General features: G+C 61.9%; 17 protein-coding genes. 15 read left to right on the top strand and 2 right to left on the bottom strand.

Going from position 1 to position 23,766, the window contains the following annotated elements:
• Positions 1-175: 175 nt before the first annotated feature.
• The 13 genes from LAN70_16420 (at position 176) to LAN70_16360 (ending at position 14,977) form a co-directional block, all read left to right on the top strand.
• Entirely contained in the window at positions 176-2,203 is a 2,028-nt protein-coding gene (locus LAN70_16420; GenBank protein ID MBZ5512734.1) for a hypothetical protein, read from the top strand.
• Positions 2,178-3,584 carry a sigma-54 dependent transcriptional regulator gene (locus LAN70_16415; GenBank protein ID MBZ5512733.1) on the top strand — a complete coding sequence of 469 codons (1,407 nt, stop codon included), beginning with the start codon at positions 2,178-2,180 and terminating at the stop codon, positions 3,582-3,584. The genes LAN70_16420 and LAN70_16415 overlap by 26 nt, the downstream gene beginning before the upstream one ends.
• Positions 3,585-3,766: 182 nt before the next feature.
• On the top strand, positions 3,767-4,360 hold the full coding sequence (locus LAN70_16410) for a carboxypeptidase regulatory-like domain-containing protein (protein MBZ5512732.1): 594 nt from the start codon (positions 3,767-3,769) through the stop codon (positions 4,358-4,360).
• Positions 4,361-4,372: 12 nt separating this feature from the next.
• Positions 4,373-4,651: a hypothetical protein gene (locus tag LAN70_16405; GenBank protein ID MBZ5512731.1), complete on the top strand. Its 279-nt coding sequence runs from the start codon at positions 4,373-4,375 to the stop codon at positions 4,649-4,651.
• A gap of 71 nt (positions 4,652-4,722) precedes the next feature.
• Positions 4,723-6,351 carry a hypothetical protein gene (locus LAN70_16400; GenBank protein ID MBZ5512730.1) on the top strand — a complete coding sequence of 543 codons (1,629 nt, stop codon included), beginning with the start codon at positions 4,723-4,725 and terminating at the stop codon, positions 6,349-6,351.
• 64 nt (positions 6,352-6,415) lie between these two features.
• The gene (locus LAN70_16395; protein ID MBZ5512729.1) at positions 6,416-6,994 is read left to right on the top strand and encodes a carboxypeptidase regulatory-like domain-containing protein; all 579 of its coding nucleotides are present in this window, start codon (positions 6,416-6,418) and stop codon (positions 6,992-6,994) included.
• A gap of 25 nt (positions 6,995-7,019) precedes the next feature.
• Positions 7,020-8,984, top strand: coding sequence for an FAD-dependent oxidoreductase (locus LAN70_16390; protein ID MBZ5512728.1), 1,965 nt, complete (start codon positions 7,020-7,022; stop codon positions 8,982-8,984).
• Between the two features lie 9 nt (positions 8,985-8,993).
• Positions 8,994-9,473, top strand: a complete 480-nt coding sequence (locus tag LAN70_16385; GenBank protein ID MBZ5512727.1) for a Rieske (2Fe-2S) protein — start codon at positions 8,994-8,996, stop codon at positions 9,471-9,473.
• A gap of 2 nt (positions 9,474-9,475) precedes the next feature.
• Positions 9,476-10,228 (top strand): cytochrome b N-terminal domain-containing protein, encoded by a 753-nt coding sequence (locus LAN70_16380; protein ID MBZ5512726.1) that lies wholly within the window; start codon positions 9,476-9,478, stop codon positions 10,226-10,228.
• The gene (locus LAN70_16375) at positions 10,225-10,929 is read left to right on the top strand and encodes a hypothetical protein (protein MBZ5512725.1); all 705 of its coding nucleotides are present in this window, start codon (positions 10,225-10,227) and stop codon (positions 10,927-10,929) included. Before LAN70_16380 ends, LAN70_16375 begins: the two co-directional genes overlap by 4 nt.
• A 1-nt stretch (position 10,930) precedes the next feature.
• Positions 10,931-13,018, top strand: a complete 2,088-nt coding sequence (locus LAN70_16370; GenBank protein ID MBZ5512724.1) for a c-type cytochrome — start codon at positions 10,931-10,933, stop codon at positions 13,016-13,018.
• A complete protein-coding gene (locus tag LAN70_16365) occupies positions 13,015-13,740 on the top strand; it encodes an Ig-like domain-containing protein (protein ID MBZ5512723.1) in 726 nt (241 codons plus the stop codon). Before LAN70_16370 ends, LAN70_16365 begins: the two co-directional genes overlap by 4 nt.
• A complete protein-coding gene (locus LAN70_16360) occupies positions 13,727-14,977 on the top strand; it encodes a hypothetical protein (GenBank protein MBZ5512722.1) in 1,251 nt (416 codons plus the stop codon). Before LAN70_16365 ends, LAN70_16360 begins: the two co-directional genes overlap by 14 nt.
• Before the next feature lie 742 nt (positions 14,978-15,719).
• Here the strand turns inward: LAN70_16360 and LAN70_16355 are convergent.
• Positions 15,720-18,023 (bottom strand): TonB-dependent receptor, encoded by a 2,304-nt coding sequence (locus LAN70_16355; protein ID MBZ5512721.1) that lies wholly within the window; start codon positions 18,021-18,023, stop codon positions 15,720-15,722.
• A gap of 823 nt (positions 18,024-18,846) precedes the next feature.
• Between LAN70_16355 and LAN70_16350 the strand changes: the two genes are divergently transcribed.
• Together LAN70_16350 and LAN70_16345 are read left to right on the top strand one after the other, a co-directional pair.
• Complete coding sequence (locus LAN70_16350; GenBank protein ID MBZ5512720.1) at positions 18,847-19,521, top strand: hypothetical protein; 675 nt, start codon at positions 18,847-18,849, stop codon at positions 19,519-19,521.
• A 269-nt stretch (positions 19,522-19,790) separates the two neighbouring features.
• Positions 19,791-21,674, top strand: coding sequence for a pyrrolo-quinoline quinone (locus tag LAN70_16345; GenBank protein MBZ5512719.1), 1,884 nt, complete (start codon positions 19,791-19,793; stop codon positions 21,672-21,674).
• A 543-nt stretch (positions 21,675-22,217) separates the two neighbouring features.
• Here the strand turns inward: LAN70_16345 and LAN70_16340 are convergent.
• Positions 22,218-22,763, bottom strand: a complete 546-nt coding sequence (locus LAN70_16340) for a hypothetical protein (protein MBZ5512718.1) — start codon at positions 22,761-22,763, stop codon at positions 22,218-22,220.
• Between the last annotated feature and the right edge of the window lie 1,003 nt (positions 22,764-23,766).

Raw genomic sequence — 23,766 nt, 5'->3', positions numbered from 1 at the left:
ACCGCCCTCACAGAAATGTGTGACGTCCATCACAGCCTGAGGTGAGAGTGGTGCGCAAAACTGGCCTCGCTGCCGCCGGTGAGGGTGGAGGCCATCCATATCAAGATCACCTGCTGCCGCAGCTCCGGCTCGACCTATCGCGGCCGGCGCAAGCGCCCAATGAGCAGGTGAAGCTATGCAATCTCTGCTGTGGCACGTGACCAACCGCACAGCCGAAACCTTGCTCATCTTCAACCTCTTTCACCTGCTGCTGGCCGGGTTGGCGTTCATGGTGCTGGTGCACCAGCGCATCAACCGGGGGGTCCGGGGCCGGCCGGAACGATTGATCACGATTGGGTTCGCCACCCTGGTACTGCACTTTGCGCTGCTGACGCTGCGCTTCGCGGTGGCATTCTTTCTCCATCAACAGGTGCGGCTGGCAGGCGTCGAGCGGTTTTCGCACGGATTGCTGGTGGCCGGCGTACTGATCATGGTGGCCGCCTACCTGGACGCGGCCAAGCGCAAGGTTTTTCCCGGACTCATTGCCGGACTGCTGACGGTGCTCGCCTTGGTGGTGATTGACCTGGTGGCGGCTGGGGCCGCAAACGGCACGGCTGACGGCACACATTCCTGGGCGACGCTGGTGAGCGATGGCCTCGCTGTAGCAGCGCTGCTGCTTCCCATCCGGGCGGTTGTGCGCGGCGATGTCGGTTGGAACGGCCGCGTGTTTCGGCTAGTGGCGCTGATCAGCCTAACCATGGTCTTCGTGCTGCACGCGGCGCCGACGGTGGCGCCGGCGAATAACAGCGTGTTCCTGTGGAACCTGCAGGAGCAACTGATGTCGCTCTCCCTGTTTGGGTTTACTTGGGCGGTGGGCGAGCGTTCGCAACATTTGCTGGACCGGGTGTTTGTGCGCCTCAACCTTACGTTCCTCATTCTTGCCAGCCTGATCATGATGATCACCGCCGGGATGGAAAAGTACCAGTACTTCCGGCTGGCGGAAGAAAGGTCGGTGAACCTGGCCGAGTTCCTGCGCGGCCACTACATCTACTACCACGAGCGCGGCGAGACCATGCCGCAGATCTTCGATCATCCCGAAGTGCTGCGGCGGGTGGTGGCGGAGTTCGGCAGCCTGCCGGAATTGCGCGAGGTGAACGTTTATGCGAACGGACAGCGCGCCGCGTTTCGCTACCTGCCGGATTGGGAGGTGAAGGAAACCATCACCACCGACGATGCGTCCACCAGCGCACAGGCTGACAGCGCGCTGCGCAACAGCTTCCAGATGATCTGGCTGCCGATCCGCGAAGGAGGCAGGCGCGAGCACATCGAGTTTGTGGGAACGCTGGATTACGTGAACGCCTATATCGGCAAGTACATCATCTTCATCTACTGCGCGTTCACCGTGATGCTGGGGCTGGGGACGGTGATCATCGGGATCATCGTGGTGGACACCGACCGTCAATTGAAGCGGCGGTATGCCGAACTGCAGCAGACGCAGCAACAATTGGCGCAGGCGGCGAAACTGGCCTCGATCGGCGAACTGGCAGGCGGAATGGCGCACGAGATCAATAATCCGATTACCAGCATCCTGGCGCTGTCCAGTCACATGGCGGAGCGGGAAGATGGCGCCCTGACGCCGCGCAGCCGAAAGAGTCTGCAAACCATCGTCAAGCAGGCGGAGCGGGTTGCGAACCTGGTCGCGGGATTGCTGAGTTTTTCGCGTCAATCGCAGTTGCACATCGGCGAACTCCAGGTGCGTGAGTTGCTGGACACCGCGCTCGACCTGGTGCATTTCCGCATCGAGAGCAGCTCCATTAAAGTGGTGAGCGAAATTCCCCCGTCTTTACCGGCGGTGCCAGGTGACGCCAGCCGGCTGACGGAAGTATTCGTCAACCTGCTTACGAATGCGGTTGACGCGATGCCGGGAGGAGGCACGCTTACGGTGCGCGCGCTGCACTGTACGGAAGACGGCGCCGTACGCGTCGAGGTACAAGACACCGGGTCGGGCATCGAGCCCGAGAACCTGCCTCGAATTTTCGATCCCTTCTTTACGACCAAAGCGCCGGGACGCGGTACCGGGCTGGGACTGTCCATCAGCCATGGCATCGTCAAGGACCACGGCGGGGAAATCTGGGCTCGCAGTGAGCCGGGAGTGGGCACTACCGTGGTGGTTTCGCTCTCCGTAGGGGTGAATCAGTATGAATCAGCATGTGTTGATCATTGACGACGACGAAGCCGTGTTGCAGACCTGCGCAACCATATTGGAAGACGCGGGTCACCGAGTGACGCTGGCGTCCACGCCGGAAGCGGGGCTGGACTTGATCCGCGAGAACAGGTTCGATCTGGTGCTGCTCGACTTCAAGCTGCCCGGCATGAGCGGTCTGCAGGTGCTGGAGCGCGCCTGCAAGATCGATTCCGGCCTGGTGGTGATCATGTTCACCGGCCACGGCACGTTTCAATCGGCGGTCGAGGCGGTGAAGAAGGGCGCGTTCAACTACATCACCAAGCCCTTCACGTCGGCGCAGTTTCTGGTGGAGGTCGAAAAGGGCCTGGATCACCGGCGCCGGATGCAGGGCGATTCGCCCGAGATGCAGCATCTGGAGCAGTGCTGCCCGCTGCACCAGATCATCGGGCGCAGCGAAGCCCTGCAGAAGGTCCTGGCCACCGTGGCCAAAGCAGCGCCTTCCGACGCCGACGTACTGGTCACGGGTCCGAGCGGAACCGGAAAGGAATTGATCGCGCGCGCCATCCATGCCAACAGCGCGCGACGCGACAAGGCGTTTGTCCCGGTGGACTGCGCGGCGCTGCCGGCGAACCTGCTGGAAAGCGAATTGTTCGGCCACGAAAAAGGCGCCTTCACCGGCGCCAACCAGGCCAAGCGCGGACTGCTGGAGATGGCCAACGGCGGCACCGTCTTCTTTGACGAGATCGGCGAAATGAATGCCGAGCTGCAGGCGAAGCTGTTGCGCGTGCTGCAGGAGCGCGCGTTCCGGCGCGTCGGCGGCGAGAAGCTGATCGAGGTCAACATTCGCGTCGTCTGCTGCACGAATCGCAATCTGGAAGCGGAAGCGCGCCAGGGCCGTTTCCGCCAGGACCTGCTGTACCGGCTCAACGTGGTCACCATCGCGCTGCCGCCGCTGCGCGAACGCGCCGGCGATGTCGCCATCCTGACGCAACATTTCATGCAGAAATTCTGCCAGGCCGCGAACAAGGGTCCGGTCCAGATCAGCCCGGACGCCCTGCAGGCCCTGGAACATCACGATTGGCCGGGTAACGTGCGCGAATTGCGCAACGTGGTGGAGCGCGCGATCGTGATGTGCGAGGACCACGCGGTACGCCTGCGCGATTTGCCGGAAGCGCTGCGTCAGCGCAGCGAGGATGCGCACGCCGGGCCGGGATACAAGGCGATGCGCGAGCAGTGGGTTGATGTTCAGGGCCGGCAATACCTGGTGTCGCTGCTGCAGCGGCACAACGGGAATGTGTCGGCGGCCGCGCGCGAGGCGCAGATCAGCCGCAAGTCGCTCTACGAGCTGTTGCACCGCTTCGAGATCGAGCCGCGGCAGCCTGGCAGCGATCCGCCCGCACGAAGTGTTTCCTCCGCGTAACACCCACTGTGGGCTGTTACCTCCACGTAACACTTCCCATCGTCGGGAAGGAGTGCGTCCTTCCGAAGATCGCTGCAAGCTGATGAAAATGTAGACCGTTTTTAAGTTCTCCTCGGCGGCGCCGCCCGGCACGCAACGTGCAATTCATTTTCCCGACACACAACCCTACAGGAAAGGGCCGGATGCGATTCGGGCAGCAACGCGGTTTCGGGTGGGCAGCGATTCTGATTCTCGCTGCCGGATCCGCCACCGCCGGGACCCTCGAGGGCCGCGTGCAGACGCACGATGCGAAGCTCGATTTGGCGGGATTCGTAGCGTACGTGGACGACGTTGCAGGGCCCTTTCCTACCCCTGACCGGGTGGTCCTGATGGACCAGAAGAGCCTGCGGTTTGTGCCGCACGTTCTGCCGATCCAGGTGGGTACGACAGTGGAATTCGCCAACAGCGATCCGCTGGCACACAACGTGTTTTCCATCTCCAGCCCGAAACGTTTCAACCTCGGGTTATACGGACGCGGAACGAGCCGGCGCGTGAAGTTCGACCAGCCCGGTGTCGTGCAATTGCTGTGCAACGTGCACCAGGAGATGTCGGCGTTCATCGTGGTGGTAAAGAGCCCGTATTTCGCGCGCACGGCGGCCGACGGAAGTTTTCGGATCGACAACGTGCCGGCGGGTCGCCATCGGGTGCGCATCTGGCACGAAGCCATGGACGAGCACAGCTACGACGTCGAGGTGGCGGCGGCGGGCATAACCAGGAAAACGATCCGCCTGGATTGAGCAGGAACAGAGATGACATCGGAGAGTCGCAAACGCGAAGCGTTGCATAGCGAAAGCGAGGGGCAGGTTTTGCTCAATCCGCAGCAACTGCTGCCGGGTGTGGATTACCTGTACTGCCCCGACTGCGGACATCACGTGGGCAGCATTCGCCTGCAACCGGGAGTGTGGGAAGTGCAGTGCTCGCGCTGTGTCGGCGAGTGCGGATTGTGCGGCTGCAAGACGACCGGGACCTGCCACGGCAAGGACGGCGCGCCGGTACAGACGCACACCTACGTAAGCGGAAGCAAGTAACGCAAGCAAGCGACGAGCCCAACCCGGGGCGCGAAAGTAGCGGTTGAGTCAGGTCGTAAATGGAGGCGCTCATGCGCAAACAACCTGCGGCAATCATGATTGTGGTCGTATTTGCCCTGCTCTTGTCCGTGGCGCTGGTAACACCACCGCAGGCGAACGGGATCCCGGCGTTCGCCCGCAAATACCAGACCTCTTGCACCACGTGCCACGATAACTTTCCGCACCTAAACGATTTTGGCAAGGCGTTCAAGGATGCGGGATTCAAGTTCCCCACCGATGACGAGAGCTTCATCAAGGTGCCGCCGGTACTGCTGGGCGCGCCCGCGCAGAAGGAGCTTTGGCCGAAGACGGTTTGGCCCGGAGTGATTCCCGGCATGCCGCCGATCGGACTGCGGATGAACAACTTCTTCCAGGTGGTGGGGAAAAATCGCGGGAATCTTGCCCCGGTGGGCGCAGGATTTGTTCCGCGAACCGATTTCGAGCCCGGCCTGTTCAGCATCTTCACCGCGGGCAACTTCGGCAGCGACATCGCCTTCTGGGTGGACGACGACCTCAGTGTCGCCGGTTCGGGCGGCAACGGCGGGCTGGGCGACGGCTACCTGAAATTCGTCAACATCGGGCGCTTCCTGCATCTGCCGAAAGACAGCCTCCACATGCGCGTTGGCCAGTTCGAGCTGGAACTGCCTTTCTCGCCGGCACGGAGCTGGAACCTCAGCCCGTGGGACATTTACGACCAAGCCGCGATCGGGGCCATTAATCCGAACCTCGGTCAGCACAACGTGAACAACGGATTTGCCATGTCCAGCGCCGCCCAGGGGGTGGAGTTCAGCGGCGGGCATCACTACGGCGGCTACTTCTGGGCGCTGGCGATCGTGAACCAGACCACCGGTTCACAGGCGATTGATGTCAGCGGCCTGGTGCCGTCGGCGACGGGCGCGAACAGTGGCGGCCTGGGATTCTTTTCCGATGCCAACTTCAAGGACATCTACGGACGTGTCGCGTACCGGTTCAACCTGGAGCGGGATCGCGAAAGCCGCCGGGCAATCCAGGCAGCGGGAGCGACGGGGCCGCGCACGCACACCTATCTCACGCTTGGCAGTCTCTACTACTACGGGCGCTCGGTGCAGCGGTTCGTGGGCGCGGATGCGCTGGGCAACGCCGTGGCTCTGACTGCACGCGAGCCGTTTTATCGCGTGGGCGGTGATTTCGATTTCACTTACCGCAACTTCAACCTCTTCGGCCAGTACCTCTACGGCCGCGACCACAACCTGCTGCCCTTCGACTCGGAAGGAGCGCTGATCCCGCTGCCGGTGGCGACGGGAGCAGAAGCGGTGCCGGTGGGATTCGTGCGCAGCAGGCCGGCAACCTTCAGCGGCGGCTTCATACAAGCCGATTACATGCCCCTGCCCTGGATGATGCTCATCATGCGCTACGACGGCGTGAACTCCTGGGCGGATTTTGCCAACGGGCAGGAGTCCATTCCCGGCGGGAACTTCTTCGGCCCGGCGCAGCACACGCGCAACCGCTTCACACCCGGCGTGCAGTTCCTGATTCACGCCAACATCAAGGCCTCGTTTGAATACCAGTTCCGCCCGCAGCAGCAGGTCGCAGCCGGCACCAACCCCTTGACGGGCTTACCGGTCACGATTGCTCCGTTCCGGACCAACACGGCCACGGCCGGACTGGAATTCGTGTACTGAACCGCAGAGGTGTGACGCACCAGCGTGCGCCGCACCTCCCACAAAATTTGGAGGAATGACACGCATGAAACGCACTCTTGCAACTCTCCTGGCAGTCCTGATGGTTTCCGCGGTCGCTCTGGCAGGCACGCTGAGCGGCAAAGTGAGCGGCGCCTCCGGCGTATCGGTTGTCTACGTGGACACGATCGCGGGCAAGACATTCCCCGCACCGGAAAAACACGTGCTCATCGATCAGAAAGGGTTGATGTTCCAGCCGCACATCGCGGTTGTGCTGGTCGGCACGACGGTTGACTTCCTCAACAGCGACACCGTGGCCCACAACGTTTTCTGGCCTAACATCTCCGGCGACAAGAAGGCCACGCACAATCTCGGCACTTGGCCCAAGGGCGAGAAGAAGGCCTTCAAGTTCGACAAGGTCGGCGTGGTGCCGCTGCTGTGCAACGTCCACCCGGAAATGTCCGGCTACATCATCGTGTCGCCGACTCCGTACTACGCGGAGACGGACGCGCAGGGCAACTACAAAATCGCCAACCTGCCGGACGGCGATTACAAGGTGGTGGCCTGGCACGAGGGCGCGAAGCCGGCTTCGAAGCAGGTTGCCGTCAAGGGCGACGCCAAGGCGGACTTCACGGTCACCAAGTAGGAAACGAGACGATAGGGCGACGGCCATGGAAAAGCGATTCAGCGAAAAGAAAGTGGACCGGGATTGGTTGAACACCAATTTCCCGTGCATGATGGCGTGCCCGGCGCATACCAACGCCGGGCGCTACGTCTCGCTGACCGCCGAAGGCCGGTTCGAAGATGCCTACCGTGTCGCCCGCGATCCCAACCCAATGGCTTCCATCTGCGGCCGCGTCTGCGCGCACCCGTGCGAGACCGCGTGCCGGCGGGGCGAGATCGACAAGCCGATCGCGATCCGCGCCCTGAAACGTTTTCTCACCGAGCGCTATGGACCCGAGTCGCGGCATCGCAGCGACCTGGCGCCGGTGGCCGCCGAGCCGAACGGTTTCAAGGTGGCCATTATCGGCAGCGGGCCGGTGGGACTGTCGGCGGCGCACGACTTGGCGCTGCTGGGGTATTCGGTCACCATCTTCGAGGCCGCGCCCGTGCCGGGCGGCATGCTGTATCTCGGGATTCCCGAGTACCGCCTGCCGCGCGACGTGGTGGAAGCGCAGGTGCGCGAGATCCTGGAGACCGGCGACATTACCTTGAAGCTCAAACACGCGGCGGGGCGCGATTTCACAGTCGGAGATCTCCGCCGCCAGGGTTTCGACGCGGTGCTGATCGCGGTGGGCGCCCACCGCAGCCGCGACCTCAGCATCCCGGGCGTGGACCTGGACGGCGTGCACAAGGGCATCGATTTCCTGCTCAACGTCAACCTCGGCTACAAATTCACCATCGGGAAAAAAGTGATTGTGGTCGGCGGGGGAAACGTTGCCATGGACGTTGCCCGTTCCGCCGCGCGCGAGGTGGTGAAACAGCACGTTGAGGGCGAGATTGTCCCGTCGGACGACAGCATCGCCGCCGTGGCCACGCGCGAGATGGTGGACGTCTCGCTCTCCGCGCTGCGCATGGGCGCCAGCGAGGTCCACATCGTCTGCCTGGAAAAGCGGCACGAGATGCCGGCGGCCCTGGAGGAGATCGAAGAAGCCGAGACCGAGGGGATCATCATGCACCCCGGGTTCGGGCCCAAGCGCATCCTCGGCCGCGACGGGAAAGTGATTGCGCTGGAGACGCTGGACACCAAGTGGGTCTTCGACCAGTCCGGCCGTTTCAATCCCGCGTTCGAGGAAGGCAGCGAAAAGCAGTTGGAGTGCGACACCATCATCATGGCGATCGGGCAGGCGGCCAACCTCGATTTCCTGCGTCCCGAAGATGGCGTGCAGACATCGCCGCGCGGGCTGATCGCAGTGAACCGCGAGACCCTGATGACGAGCGCTTCCGGAATCTTCGCCGGCGGCGATTGCGTGTTTGGCCCGCGCCTGATCATCGACAGCGTTGGGGACGGCAAGCGAGCCGCGATTGCGATGGACGAGTTCCTGCGCGGCCGCAAGCATCCCGAGCCGCTGATCGAAGTCAACATTCTCGACCGGCACCGCATGTTTGCCGACTTCATGGACATCGCTCGCCAGGATGTGCCCATGCTCCCGATCGAGCGGCGCACCGGAGTCACCGAGGTCGAGATCGGCTTTGACGAAGAATCGGCGATGGCCGAGGCGCGCCGCTGCCTGCGCTGCTGGATCAACACCGTGTTCGAAGGCAATCCGGAAGACGGCACCGAGTGCGTTCTCTGCGGTGGCTGCGTGGATGTTTGTCCCGAGAACTGCCTCAGCCTGGTATCGCTCGACCGCATTGACTTTGAGCCGGGCGTGCTGGAAACGATTCGCGACAACTCCCAGGTTTTCGGAGTCGAGCTGGACGACGTGGCGGCCGACGAACTCGGCATCATCACCGGCTCCGCCATGATTAAGGACGAGACGCGCTGCATCCGCTGTGGACTGTGTGCGCTGCGCTGCCCGGCGAACACCATCACCATGGAAGCGTACCGGCTGGCATCGGCGGAACCCAGCGGCCTCATCCCGCTGCAAACGATGGACGTGAAACCGGCCGGCGCGCCAACCGCAGGTAAGTGAAGGATGGTTATGTCGGAGAACGAGAAAATAAAAGAGGCGGGCCTCGACCGGCGCCAGTTCTTTGTCAAGATCGGCCTTGGCTCGGTTGCGGTCGCGGCGGCGGGTACGGCGGCGTTTGCCTACCAGTTTCTCTCGCCCAACGTGCTCTACGAGCCGTCCCCGATAGTGAACGCCGGCAAGCCCGACCGTTACCCGATGGATTCGGTGACGCTCGACCCCCAGACCGGCATTTTCGTGGTCAACAGCGCACAAGGTTTCTACGCCCTGCAGGCCACCTGCACGCACCTGGGGTGCCTGACCGCCTGGAAGCCGGAACTCGGCATCATTGCCTGCCCGTGTCACGGCAGCAAGTTCAAACGCGACGGCGCCAAGATCGAGGGTCCCGCTCCCCGGCCGCTGCCTTGGCTGCGCATGTGGCTCAGCGATGAAGGCGACCTGATGGTGGACCGCGCCGTCCTGCTTTCGTCGCGGCAGTTGGTGAAGGTCTAGTTATGGCGAAGACGCTGGGCACCTATTTCGAAACCCTTCGCGCCAGCCGCGCGTGGCGCTCCATCTTCCGCAGCGGGCGCGGCGGCACCCGGCTGCACGACGTGCTCGCCATCCAGCAGAACGTTTTTCTGCACCTGTTCTCCGCAAAAGCGCGGCGGCGCGCGCTGGACTTCAGCGTCACCTGGTATCTGGGGGCGCTGACCTTCGCCTCGTTTCTCATTCTGGTGATCACCGGAATCCTGCTGATGCTGTACTACCACCCGTCGGTGCCGCAGGCCTATGCCGACATGAAGGACTTGCAGTTCGTAGTGTCTTCGGGAGTTTTTCTGCGCAACCTGCACCGCTGGTCGGCGCACGCCATGGTGTTCCTGGTGTTCGCACACATGTTCCGGGTCTTTTATCGCGGCGCGTACCGGCCGCCGCGCGAATTCAACTGGGCGATTGGCGTGGTGCTGCTGCTGATTACCCTGCTGCTCAGTTACACCGGCTACCTGCTGCCGTGGGACCAGCTTTCGTACTGGGCGGTCACGGTGGGCAGCAACATCGCGTCGGCGGTTCCTGTGTTCGGCGCAAAAATCCGCTTCCTGATGCTCGGGGGCAACCTGGTGAACGCCAACGCGCTGCTGCGGTTTTATGTCCTGCACTGCATGATCCTGCCGCTGACGGCAATCGCATTCATCGCGGTTCACTTCTGGCGCATTCGCAAGGATGGCGGACTCTACGCCGGCGCGCCGCGCGAGCCGGAGGCGAAATGAGCGACAAGGATTTCATTGCCGGCATGAACTCGGATGCGCGGAAGGCGCCGGTGCGGGTGGCGTTCGTCACGCGCCGCACCTCGCCGGCCGTCGTGGTGCAGGACGAAGAGCGGGTCATGACCTACCCGGAAGTATTCTTCCGGGTGGCGGTGGCCGTCATGGTCGGCGCCATCGCGCTCGTCTGGATGTCGCTGCTGTGGGACGCTCCGCTCGAGGGGCTTGCCGACCCGATGCACACGCCTAACCCCGCCAAGGCGCCTTGGTACTTCCTCGGATTGCAGGAGCTTCTCCACTATTTCCCGCCGGTGGTCGCCGGCGTGATGATTCCCACGCTGGTGGTGATTGCGCTCATCATCATTCCGTACTTCAACGTCAACATCGAATCGGAAGGGCTGTGGTTGAACGATAAAGCGCGCCGGCTCCGGATCGTCGGCGTCGTTGTGGTTGCGTTCTCGATTTTTCTGGTGGTGTTCGACGTATTCGTCGCGCTGGCGCCGACGATTGTGGTGGCGGTCTTCATGGTGATCGCTGCGCTGGCTGCGCCCCATCCACCCGATCGCTTCCGCCGTTGGCTGGTCGCGAAGCCGATCTCGTTCTGGATCATGACTTGGTTCCTGTGCGAACTGGTGGTGCTGACCGCGGTCGGCACCTTTTTCCGCGGCCCGGGCTGGTCCTGGGTCTGGCCATGGCAGGGGTACTGAGATGAGCGCGCGAGAAATACTCACATCGCTGCGACGCCGCATCTTCGGCGACAGCGCCCGCACCTTCGGCATCATGAGCGTGGTGTTCCTGGTCTCGCTCGCCATCGCGCCCGCCAAGAATTACTTCAGCGAGTGGCGCCACTATCAGAAGCAGTACGTGAAGCTCATCCGCACGCGCGCCGACGCCGTCACCCTGCAGCGCCATCTGGAAACCGGCATTCAGCAGATCTGGATTCCCGAATACGGCGTCGTGGACCGTTGCACCACCTGTCATGCCGCGTTGCGCGAGACGAGCCTCTCGACCGTCAGCACCCAGCCATTCCGCCCGCATCCGGCGATTCCACACAAGCTCACCGAGTTCGGCTGTTCCACGTGCCATCGCGGCCAGGGCGCCGCCACCACGGTGGAAGAAGCGCATCGCAGCACGCTGGCCTGGGAACAGCCGATCCTGCCGGCGAAGTACATCGAGTCTTCCTGCGGCCAGTGCCATCTCGGAGACCTGCCCGGAACGCCGCAACTCAACTACGGCCGCAAACTGCTGGCGCGCGAAGGTTGCGTGCGCTGTCACGCAGTTCGTCAACCGGACGGCGTGCTGATGCAGGGGACGGACGATCCTCCGTCGCTGGTGCACATCGCCCAGAAGACCACGCGCGAGTGGGTCTACGCCTGGATCAAGAATCCGCAGGCGTACTCCTCCACGGCAACGATGCCGAACTTCAGCCTGAGCGACGATGACGCGCGCGATGTCACGGCGTTCCTGATGGCGCAGAGCACGCCCATCGTACTGCCCGGCGCCGAAAAATCCGCAGCGTCAGCACGCGCCCCGGCCGACCCCACCGCCGGCGCTTCGCTTTACGGTGAATCTTTCTGCGCCTCCTGCCACGCGGTGCAGAACGCCGCCGGCAGAATGGTGGGTGGCGATGTCGGCCCTGAGCTGACCAGGATCGGCACCAAGGCGAAGCCGGAGTGGCTGGAAGCGTGGCTGCGCAATCCCGGCGCCTACGATCCCGACACCGCGATGCCGCACTATCGCTTTGGTGAGCAGCAAATCAAGACGCTCGCCAGATTCCTGGAAGCGAAGACGGATTCGGACCTCCTCGCCAACGTGCATCTGCCCGATCCCACGGCGCAGCAGACCGCGCACGGCAAGCAACTGGTAAATGAATACGGCTGCGCGTCCTGCCACGAGATCAACGGCGTGCGCAAGCCCGACAACTTCGCGCCCGACCTCAGCCACGTGGGCAGCCGTTCGCTGGCGCAACTTGTGTTCGCCCCAGGCGTCTCCCACACGCTGCCCGACTACATCGCCGCCAAGGTGCGTAACCCGCGCGCTTTCGGCCCCAGCCTGAAGATGCCGCAGTTCACTCTCACGCCGCCGCAGGTGGATGCCATGACCACCGCGCTGCTGGCGCTCACCGACCGCGCGCAGTCACAGCCGGCGTCAATGCGCATCGCCTCCCGTCAGCCATCGCATTACAAGCCTGCCGGACACGCCGGTCAGCTCATGGGCGACCTGCGCTGCTTCAGTTGTCATGCCATCAATGGCCGCGGCGGCGACATGGCGCCCGACCTCACATGGGAGGGCAGCTCGGTGCAGGCGAAATGGCTGGCTGATTTCCTGAAGAACCCGAACACGCTGCGTCCGGCGCTGATCCGCCGCATGCCAAAGTTCAACCTCACGGAGGCGGAAATCAAAGAGCTCACCGACTACATCATGACGGTGTATCAGACGCCCGCGTTCGAGCGCGACTCCGTGCCTGCCACGTACCCGCCGGCGACGGTGGACCAGGGGCGCCAGCTTTTCTACTCCAGGTACGCATGCTCCTCATGCCACATCGTGGATCCAGCGAAAGACAAGGGTTACATCGGACCGACATTGACCCAGGTCGGCTCACGACTGACGCCCGCCTGGATCTACCACTGGCTGAAGAATCCGCAGGAGCTGCGTCCCGGCGCCATCGAACCCAACCAGCACATGAGCGACGATGACGCGCGCGCGCTGACCGCCTATCTCATGTCGCTCAAAGGGCAGGCGGCGAAAACGAAAGTGGCCGGCGCACCTCATGCGCAAGCGGAGGCGGGACGATGAAGCGGATTGCATTGGTCGCGCTCTGGTTCGTCATCCTGATCGGCTGCAGCCGCCGGCCGGTGAAGCCTGCCGCGCCCGCTGCCACTGCCTATGGCACTGCGATCGCCGAAGTCAGCGGCGGAAAACAGATTGCTCCAGCGGGCACGTCCCTCGATCAGCCGGTGGTTGTCCAGGTCAACGACGCTCAGGGCAACGGCGTCACCGGCGCGTTGGTCGAGGTGCACGCTCCCTCGGGCGTGACGCTCGATCCCGCCGCCGGTCTCACCGATTCCAGCGGGCAATTCACCGCCAAGGTCACGCTCGGTGGCGTCGCCGGCCGGTACCAGCTGACCGCGATCACGCGCGACAAGGGCGATAAGAGCTACGAGCTCAAGCTCGAGGAAATTGCGCTCGACTACCAGCAGGTGCTGGGCCGGCAAATCAACCAGCAATACTGTTCGCGCTGCCACGATCCCGAGTCCACGCCGGAACGCGTCTCCAATATGGACAACCTCGCCACCAAGCCGCACGGGTTCACCGACGGCGAGACGCTGAACAAAATCAGCGATGCCGACCTCACGGCCATCATCAGCCACGGTGGCGCGGCGCTGAACAAGTCCGCCGAGATGCCGCCCTACGGCTACACGCTGTCCAAGACGGATATCCAGGCCCTGCTTTCCTATATTCGCGCCGTCGCTGATCCGCCGTACCCGACGAAAGGAGTCGTTTATGCGAAGAATTAGCCTGGTCCTCATCCTGTGGATGGTTGCCGGCTGCATCGCCGCGTCCGCGCAGGTGCTCAGCCCGGGCGAGATTGGCGACGACCAGCAACGCGCGCTGCAGGAAAAATATTTCGACCAGCTCAAGCAGTTCGGCGAGGAGGCGCGCGCCCACAAATTTCCGTACGCGTTCTACTTCAGCCGCGTGCTCGACCTCGAGCAGCCGCAGCAGGCCACGGTGGACCAGCGTTCCATCCGCTTCGACTCTTTCAACCGGCAAGTGGTCCTGGAGATCACCGGCAACTACTTCGCGTCCTATTCCTCGCTGCTAATGGATTACAACCACCGGGTACGGCAGGATTTTAACGACGTCGTTTTGCCGCTGTTGAAGATGGCCGCGCCGCGACTCGCCAAGGCAGAGGGATTCCAGGCGTACGCATTCGAGATTTCGCATCACGTGCGGCACAAGGTGATCGGCGTCGAATCCGAGACGGTGGAAAACGTGGTCTACGTTTTCCCTCGCGCCGCAGTTGAGCGCCTGGTCAAGGCCACCACCGCCGAGCAGCAGCAGGCCGCCGTGCTGGATAGCCAGATCCTGGTGGATGGCGAGCGCTTCTCCATGTGGCTGACCGGCGATCCGCCGCCAGGCTCCGAACGCCCGCGCAAAATTGAGAAGCCACGGAACAAGGAAATCGCATCCCTGCAACCGACGATCGGCGCCGCCGATCCGGTGGAGCCGACCGTCAGTTCCAGGCTGCTCGGCTACAAGGAGCCGGCGCCGCGCATCGTCACCGACAAAACCCTCGGCTCATTGCAGGTGGAGCACGATGCGACCCTAACGCGCCTGGTTCGCGATCTGGATCCCCAGGCGCACTTTGTCTCCTACGCTCCGCCCAGCTTCATCACGTTCCACAACGGCGCTTACCTCCAGTTGGCGGTCAATACGCCGCTGAACGCCGCGGTCGCGGGCAGTTCGCGTTACAAGCTCGCTGCCCTGGCCTTCGACGAGCACATCGCACATCTGGTCCGCCCGGTGCTGGCGTACTTTGCCAAGGACACGGATTTTGATGGCATTGATTTCGGCACGTCGGTGAAGCTCTCGACTTCTGCGAGTCCGCTGGCGGTGGAATTCGTTTTTCCATTGAAGGCGCTGCGCTGCTACGCCAATTACGACTGCACCGGACAACAATTAGTCAATGCCGGAATCGTTCTTATGAACGGCGATCGTGTGACGCTGGAGCTACAATCGGCAGAGAAATAGCAGCGGGATTGCAGGATAGACCACCCAACATCACGTAGGCGAACTTGCAGTAATTCCGGTACGCAAGACCGCCGAATAAAGATTCTCTACATTGTTCCCGAATCACGGGCAAACCGGAAGTTATCGGTTCGTCCACGCTGCTGCGTTTCCTCCTGGTGGCGGCAGCGCAAGCTACGGTGCGCAGTGATCCCCACTGGCGGCAAAGATATCTGCACCTGGCGATGCGCCGCCAACGACCCATCGCCAAGATTGCCATGGCGCGCATGTTGGCAGTCCGCCTCTACTGGATGTGGCGGAACCAGTGGGATTATGCGCAGCTGCCGAAGCTTGGTTCGCACGCGGGACAGCCCGGAAATCGCCTTGGTCTGCGGTAGAAGACCGCGTTAATGATTGGGCATCCCGCTCCCCTCCTGCGAGGGGAGTCCGAACAAAGTAATCATGATCGCCGCTGCGATCGAAGAGATGTTTGGGTCGGGCCAAGTTCCCGACCGACGGATTACAAGCGAGCCTTTGGCTTGGCGATGGCAATTGTTTCCAATAGAGCGAAATGGCGCGCCTCTCCTGCGTGCAGGTTGAAGTGCGCTCAAACCGTAGGCGACAGCGCCGACATTGTTAGAGAGGCAATTTATCGCAAGTTATAGGCGATGGCGTCCGCCAATTTGTGGCGTGCGGAGCACGGGAATCGCTCTGGAGCGGCATTACTCCAAGGTCGCTCCTACTTGCTTGTCTGTCCCCCTTCCCGTTATTTCCGGCTCTGCCAGCGCAACCCGCCTCGCACCAGGATCGGCTGGCCAAGCGTCACAACCGGTGTGCGTCCGATGTTGTATTGATCGTTGGTCAGGTTTTCACCTTGGACAAAAACGTCGAACCCCCTGGGCAGCGGATACGAAACCGTTGCGCTGAGCACGAAGTAGGCGCCGAGTGGCAACACGTTCTGATCGTCATCGAATTCGTTGCTGGCGGTGCGTCCCTGAATCGCGACGAAAATCTTCTGCGGAGCAGCCCAGGTCCCCTGGAAGACGAACTCGTTCTTTGGCACGAGCGGAACCTGGTTCCCAACCAGAGCTGGGTTCACAGGAAACGAAGCGACGGTGGAATTGATGAACTGATAAGCGCAGCTCAGCCAAATGCGCTTCGTTACGTTGAGGTTGATGCCAGCTTGGAGTCCGGGCGCTTGAATGCGGCCCAGGTTCTCACGCATGCGCACGATGAGCTGCGGAGTCGTACTGAGTGTTACATTGGCGGCCGGATCGGTGACAAGGCCCCAGAATCCGCCGCCGTAAAGTGTGATGCGGTCCCGCAGCATGGTAGCGCGCACTCCGCCTTCGCCACCGGTAAAGTGTTCGCCCCGCAGGTAAGCATTGGCCAGAGTCTGCACGTTGCCGACCCGGAAGCTGCGGTAGAGTTCGTTCAGTGTGGGAGCGCGAAACGAGCGATACGCGGAAGTATAGAACACGGTATGTTCGCTGGCGCGATAGGACATCGTCAGCCGGGGGCTGAAGGCATTCTGACCGCGGTCAGGGTAGACAGTCTGCGTCGGTTGGCCGCTGGTCGGAATTCGCGTCGAGCTTGCGTCAGAGTTGCTCCACAGGTCTTCACGCGCGGAGAACGTCACCGACCACTTCGGTGTGATCTGCAAGATTGCTTCGGCGAATGCACCCAGCGACTGCTGCGTGCCTCCGTTCGACAGGCGCGCTGTAGGCTGGCCACCCGAGTAGCTGGTTTCGTTGCTGAAGCCGGTGACCTCCATACCGTCAAGTCCTCCCAGCAAGGTGAGACGGCGCGCCATCTGCTTCGACCATTGCGCGATGAGGCCCATTTGCTGCACCGGAACACGCTGCACATTGGTCAACGATTCGCTGTTGCGATTCGTGGCGATCGACGAAAAAGTCTGGTAGTAATTCTGAGTTCCGCCATACAAACGCAGCGTGAACAAGCCAGCGGCCTTGCTGTTGTAATCCGTACCGAAGGCCAGTTGCCGAATCGTAGTGTCGTTGACTTGCAGCGGCGTGCCGTTCTGCCGGTCCTCACCGTAGCTGGAGCCGTTAAGGAAAATGCGTCCGCGGTCCGTGAACAAGCGCTCCAAACGCAGGTTTCCGCTGCCGTACTGTGAGGCGACCGGCATGTCGACCGAGCCGCGAACGGTTTGCGGCACGGCAATGTAGCCGTTGGTGCGAAATCCTTCTCCACTAGCCGATATTGCCCATGGCCCCAGGCGCAATGCCCCCCAACCGGAGCCGAAAGGCTCGTTCTTATTCCCGTATGATCCCTGGACGAATGCGTCCGTCTGCACCGCTGAACGCGTCTCCAGATTGGCCACGCCACTCAAAGCATCGTTCCCATACAGCGCCGAAATGCCTCCGGGCACAACCTGCACCTGGTCCAAGGACGCCTGCGGCACGCGCGCCCAGTAGATCCAGCCGCCGAAGGGATCGTTGAGCGGAATGCCGTCCGTCAGAATGAGTGCACGGCTGGCGCCACTGGCGCCCAGTCCACGCAGCGAGACGCCCTGCGACGTAGGGTTTGCAGTGTGGCTCCCCGATCTGCGCAGGAGCGAAAAGCCGGGCACTTGACGCAGCTTGTCATCTGTGGCCAGCGTGCCCCATTGCTGCAACTGCGTCGAGCGGACGACCGCCGCATCGGGTTGCGCCTCAACATCGTCAGCCCCGGTCGGCAGGATCGAGGTGCGCGTCGTCGTCACATCGAGGCTTCGTTGCACCGTTGCCAGCGTCAGCGTGATTGACAGATCATTCTGTCCCGCTTGCCAGGCGGTAGTGCTGGTCGCGAAACCCGGAGCGTTGACAGTCAAACTTCCGCTCGCGCCCGTCACGCCGGTGAAGACGAAGGTGCCGTCGGGTTGGGTCACTCGGTTGAACTTCTGTCCGTCGGCGTCTAGCACAACCAGCGCTCTGGCAATCACGTCCCCGCTGCGATCCTTCACCGTCCCTCGCAGTTCCTGCTGTGGAGCGCTCCAAGCTTGCAGCGGAACCAGGGTGGCCAGGATTGCCAACACGGTCGCAGACTTAACGCTAACTATGTAAGACATGCGTGCCCTTTCGTGCCACATCGAAAAGGTTACGATCGGCGGCGCGGCCTTTCCGTCTGCCATGCTGGCTGTGGGACGCCGTTGTCCTAAAAGCTGCTGCTATTTGTATCCCCGGTCGCAGCAGGGGACAAGTTACGAAAGGAAACATTTTGGGCTTCCTTGGCCGGGCCCCGGCCAGCTAAGGCAGTCCCTGCATCTCTGGTTCAAGAGCCAACGATTTTCGGACACCAGTCGGACAGAGCCGGTGTCCTGGAATGTCAAGGTGGGGGATCTTCGGAGTGGTGCCGAGGAAAGCCGCATAAATACTGGCTATCTTGAGATTTATGCCAACGTGTTCGGGCCTACATTGCTGGTCAAGCCTGCCGGGTTCTAGTGGCCCTCGCCGTGTTGCTGCAACTCATCTCCGTGACAAGACTGTTCTGCCACAAAACCGCAATTCCTTGCACCGCGACCTAGGGGGGATGACTCCGTCTGAGCCTAAGTCACTGAACACAAACAACATTTTCAGCCTCGCCCAGCATCAACTTTGGCAACCGAAATGCTGATTAATAGCCTGGGGGAGGCGCCCCCAGTCATTCTTCCGTTTTTCTCTTGGAACCCCAGTCCTACCACCTCGGAGACGTGGATTGCTTGTCGTTCGCAACAATATGAATGCTGCCTCGATCCAGAGCCGGCGCATTCTGGCGTGCTTCTTCGTGATCGCGATCGCTTTGCTCGCGATGCCCGTCGCGACCGCACAAGCGCAAGTCTCGTTCGATGCGGTTGGGCCAAGTGCTGGCGGAGCTTCGGTGTTGAGCGGTTCCAGTTTGAGCTGGAGCCACACGTGGGCGTCGCGGTGGGTACGATGCCGGATACGGGGAAATTGCTCGCCGTCACGTATAACGGCGTTCCCATGACGTCCGTGGGCATCGTGCACAGCAATAATCGAACCTTGGGGTTTGTACAGTTGTTCTATCTGAAGGCTCCCGCGGCCGGCACTCATCCGGTCCAGGTCACCCTCAGCGGAGGGACTGCATCACTCGAAGCAGGGTCAGTCAGCTTCACCGGCGTGGATCCGACCACTCCGGTTCGAAATATCGCGACCAGTTTCGGCAGCGGCGTGTCGCCAAAGGTTACCGTCACGAGCACACCAGGGGACATGGTGGTGGATGCTCTCGTCACCGGCTGCAATGGCACCATCACCTCCGGCAAGACTCTCCGCTGGCTCAAGCAAGTGAATTGCGCCACAGCCGGCGGCAACGGCGCACAATCAACGGCGGCCGGAGCTAGCTCGGTCACGATGGGGTATACCGTCCCGTCCGATTCGTGGGGCATGATCGGCGCGGATATCGTCGCGGCAGGTGGACAAGCACCCATCGATTTCACCTTGGGCAATGAAGGGGACAAATCGGTAGTGCAAGGCTCTGCGGTCACAAACACGCTGACGGCAACCTTGTCGTCCGGTATTGCTCAAACCGTTGCGTTCAGCGCGTCTGGTCTGCCCGCGGGAGTAGAGTAACGGCATCCTTCAACCCGGCGGGTTGTTCGCCAACGTGCGGCACGACCTTGACGATTAGTGCCGGCACTTCGGCTCCTTTAGGTACGGCACCAATTACGGTGACGGCGACTGCTGGTTCGGTCAGTCGCACGACGACCTTTACGTTAACCGTCACGCCCGGTACACGCGCGACCTACACGCTTTCCGGAAACGTTTCTCCTGTGTCGCTTGGCAGTGGCACCACGTTGACTCTGAGCGGCGCAGGCACAGGCACCCAAACTGCGGACAGCTTGGGCAATTACACCTTCGGCAATTTGCCGAATGGCACGTATACGGTGACACCCAGCAAGAGCGGCTTCAGTTTCACTCCGGGTTCGGCCACAGTCACCATCACCAACGCTTCTCTCACCGGCGTTAATTTCACCGCCTCTTCTGTTGTCTCTTCTGTGCTCATCAACCCCATACGTGCGGTCGTAACCTTCGGTACGACCCAGCAGTTTACCTCCAACACCGCCGTCACGTGGACGGTGGACGGCGTCACCGGCGGCAATTCCAGCGTCGGCACAGTTTCGACCTCCGGCCTCTACACTCCGCCTCCAGCAGTCGGGCAGCACACCGTGACCGCGGTCAGCAAGGCCGACGCCTCGCAGACCGCCAGCGGCACCGTGTGGGTCTCCAATTCCGGACCGATCCTTACTCACAAGTACAACAATTATCGTGCCGGCCAGAACACCAGCGAGACCGTGCTCACGCCCGCCAACGTGAACCCGTCCACCTTCGGGAAGCTGTTTTCTTATCCGGTGGACGGCTACAACTACGCCGAGCCGCTCTATGTTCCTAACCTGAACATCGCTGGCGGGACGCATAACGTCGTTTTCGTCGCCACCGAGCACGACAGCGTCTACGCCTTTGATGCCGACGGCAAGCAGAGCACACCGCTATGGCAAGTCAGCTTCATCAATCCTTCGGCCGGCATACTACCTTTCAGCAGCTCAGCAACAGCCTACATCGGGCCGGAAATCGGCATCACCTCCACCCCGGCCATCGACCTTTCCACCGGAACCATGTACGTCGTTGCCGACACGCAAGTGAATGGCACCGGCGCGCGCTACCAGCTCCACGCGCTCGACATTACAACCGGCGCCGAAAAATTCGGCGGCCCGGTAACCATCTCCGGCAGCGTCTCCGGCACCGGCGCCGCCTCCCGCGGCGGGACCGTAACCTTCGATCCCGCGCAGCACCTGCAACGCGCCTCGTTGTTGTTGGCCAACGGCGCCATCTACATCGCCTTCGCTTCCTTCGGCGACACTGATCCCTACCACGGCTGGATCTTCACCTACTCCGCCTCTACGCTGGCGAGGCTCGGCATCTTCTGCGACACGCCCAACGGTACTGAAGGCGGCATCTGGATGGCGGGCGCCGGCATGTCCGCTGACTCCAGCGGTAACGTTTATGTCAGCACCGGCAACGGCACGTTCACCGTGCAAACCGCCGGCAGCGATTACGGCGACAGTGTCATCAAGTTCAGCTCCAGCCCGTCGCTCACCGTCACCGACTGGTTCTCACCGTATGACAACTCATCTCTCTCCGTGCTCGACCTCGATCTTGGCTCCGGCGGACTGCTGTTATTTCCCGACGGCACCGGCGGCGGCAGCCTAATGCTCATCGGCGGCAAGAACGGCACACTCTATCTGCTCAACCGCGCCAGCTTGGGCCACTGGCAATCCGGCAGCAACAGTCAGATCATCCAGTCAATCCAGAACGCCAGCCCGGGCGAGATCTTCGGCACGCCGGTCTGGTGGAACGGATGGGTGTACGTCGGCGCCCTGAACGACTCCATCAAGGCTTTCCAGTTGCAGAACGGCAAATTGACCACCATCCCGACTTCTGCAACCTCCACTTACTTCCCAGATCCCGGTGCTCCTGCACCGTCCCTCAGCGCAAACGGCAGCAGCAACGGCATCCTCTGGGCCCTGGAATACACCGGCGGAACGAGCGAGGTGCTGCATGCCTGGGATGCCACCGACCTTTCCCGCGAGCTCTACAACAGCTCGTCAAATTTGGGTGACGATCTCGGCCCTGGCGTCAGGTTCACGGTCCCGACCGTCGCCGACGGCAAAGTCTTTGTCGGGACCGCGGCATCCCTGGCGGTGTACGGCCCGGCGAACAGGTGATTTGGGGAGGTGAGAGGTTGCTGACGTGCACCTGATCCAACACACTCTCTGGATTGCCACCGGACCGAAATCTTGTGTTTCAGGAAACATCGAACCACAGTCGGTGGCGTTATCCAGATCAGCAAGTTACGGCTGCCGTTCGGCAAAGGTTTTCGGAACGGTGCTCTAAACAACAGAGCGCCAGCATACATCACGGGGTAGGATTCCCCGCTGGTTCCGCTTTCCGCCCTCAAGAGCAACCGCAGGCATCGCTAACCTTAACAAGCCTGGTGAGCCTTAGTGCGCCGTCACCGTGCATTCGCCTGAAACCGCGCTTCGCTGATCTCAGTTGCTCTGAGCAGGTTTCTCCAAGCTGTGAAACAGAATCAAATTCTTGCTGTCAACGGCAGGCGGCAACATCGGCACCAAACCCGCGATTTTGCAGGATAAAACGCGGATTTTGCGCCCTCGCGCAAGGGCCGATTTTGCTGTAGCTATGATGTAGCTAACTCCCCCTGCACTTCGAGGGCCTGTATGGCTCGGCACTGCGGAGCTGGTCACTCCTCAGGGCACTGCTGGAGTTCCCAGATCCTGCGCGCCTTGGCTTTCGCCAGTTGCGTATCGAGCAGGGCGCTTTCCAGTAGTTGCATAGGTCAGCAGTTCATCGTCGTTCCAGCCGCGGAAGAATTCGTCCAAGTTAACCTGGCGGTCGATCAGCATGCCCATGATTTTGGCCAGGCCCATGTAAGCCGATACCTGGCCACTAATTCCGTGAGTGACCATGGGGTGAATCTTGGCCAGTCTCGCCAGCCCGCCGATGATCTCGTTGCGGGTAATGTTGACGAATTCGGAGACACGCCGAGCGTCCTCTTTGGTGATCTCGACTTTCAGGGCCTGGAGGTGTTCCTGGACGAGAGGCCGCTTGATGATGTGGCCGACGTTCTTTTCATGCATGCCGCACAGGCGTGCGGCTTCGCGCAAGGAGACGCCCTGAGCGACGAAGGCGCAGAACTCGCGCTCTACGGGGGTGAGGACGTGTTTGCGGACCTGCTTCCTGCGGGTACGGGCAGGGTCGTCGAGCTTAGACGTCGGCCACTTGCGTGCGGACATTACGAAACTCCTGCTGGTACTAGCCGAGACCGGACATTTCTCCATTTTGTCGCCTGGCCGTGCCGGGAGACTCCGGCACGGGCTCGATAGATCCGCCCCCCTCCGATTACCGTCATGGCGAAGCTGGCAACCCCCCGGCGCGGCCTGGGGACACGATGAATTGAGGTGCCCCGTGCGCCGGCTAAACGAAGCAGCACCGGCCGCCGTCCCCCCGAGTCGGACGCCGCAGTAGTGTCCTGAGCTGAGGACAAGCACCGACGGCGCCGCAAGCATATCATGTGTCAAAAAAGACACAATGGCGATTTACCGAAGCGCCTCCGAGCGGCACGCGCGGAGGCGGGAATTAGCAGTAGCAAACCGCGTCACGATTTCGCGCGATTGTCTGGGAGTTCATGGCCCGAACGGTCACGGACGCGGTGAACTCGACCAATGCTGTTGTACTTGCCACGAGTCGATTCACGCTCGCCGTTGGTCTGCGGATGCCACCCGCGCCTCGCGCTAAAGCCGATGAGGAACCGGCAGCCAGGCCGCCCGCGCCGGCCGCGGCAGATTGTGCAGCGAGCTCGAGCAGCCGCTGAAAATCTTCCTGGACTGCGGCAGTCCCGCAGTCCGGGAGTACCGACGAACCTGCGCCGGGCATCAAAACCTCGGCCCGTACCCCTTCCCGTGAGGCGCTGAAGTTCCACAGCCCAGTTGCAGTCCATTCGCGTTGCGAAATGGGGGTTTTGCTGTCCCTAGCGTCTGCGGATGCCACCCGCGCGTGCGCTAAGTCTCTCAATTACCGTTGTGGCGCGGGCGGCTAGAGGTTCAACTCCCGTTCCCCGCTCCAAATTTCAATTACTTACAAGCGTTCCACAGTCGTCCGCAGTCCATTCGCAGCGGGTATAGCCATCTTGACCGCCTTGCCGTGTGCCTCGCGGAGTGAATACACCACGCCGCAAGCCGCGCCACATCGGACAGTCTTGGTCTCCAATACAGCCTACTTAGAACGAGTCATCTTGGC

This window comes from Terriglobia bacterium (genome assembly GCA_020072845.1).
Taxonomy (GTDB): Bacteria; Acidobacteriota; Terriglobia; order Terriglobales; family Acidobacteriaceae; genus JAIQGF01.
This window is presented reverse-complemented; position numbering and strand designations above follow the sequence as displayed.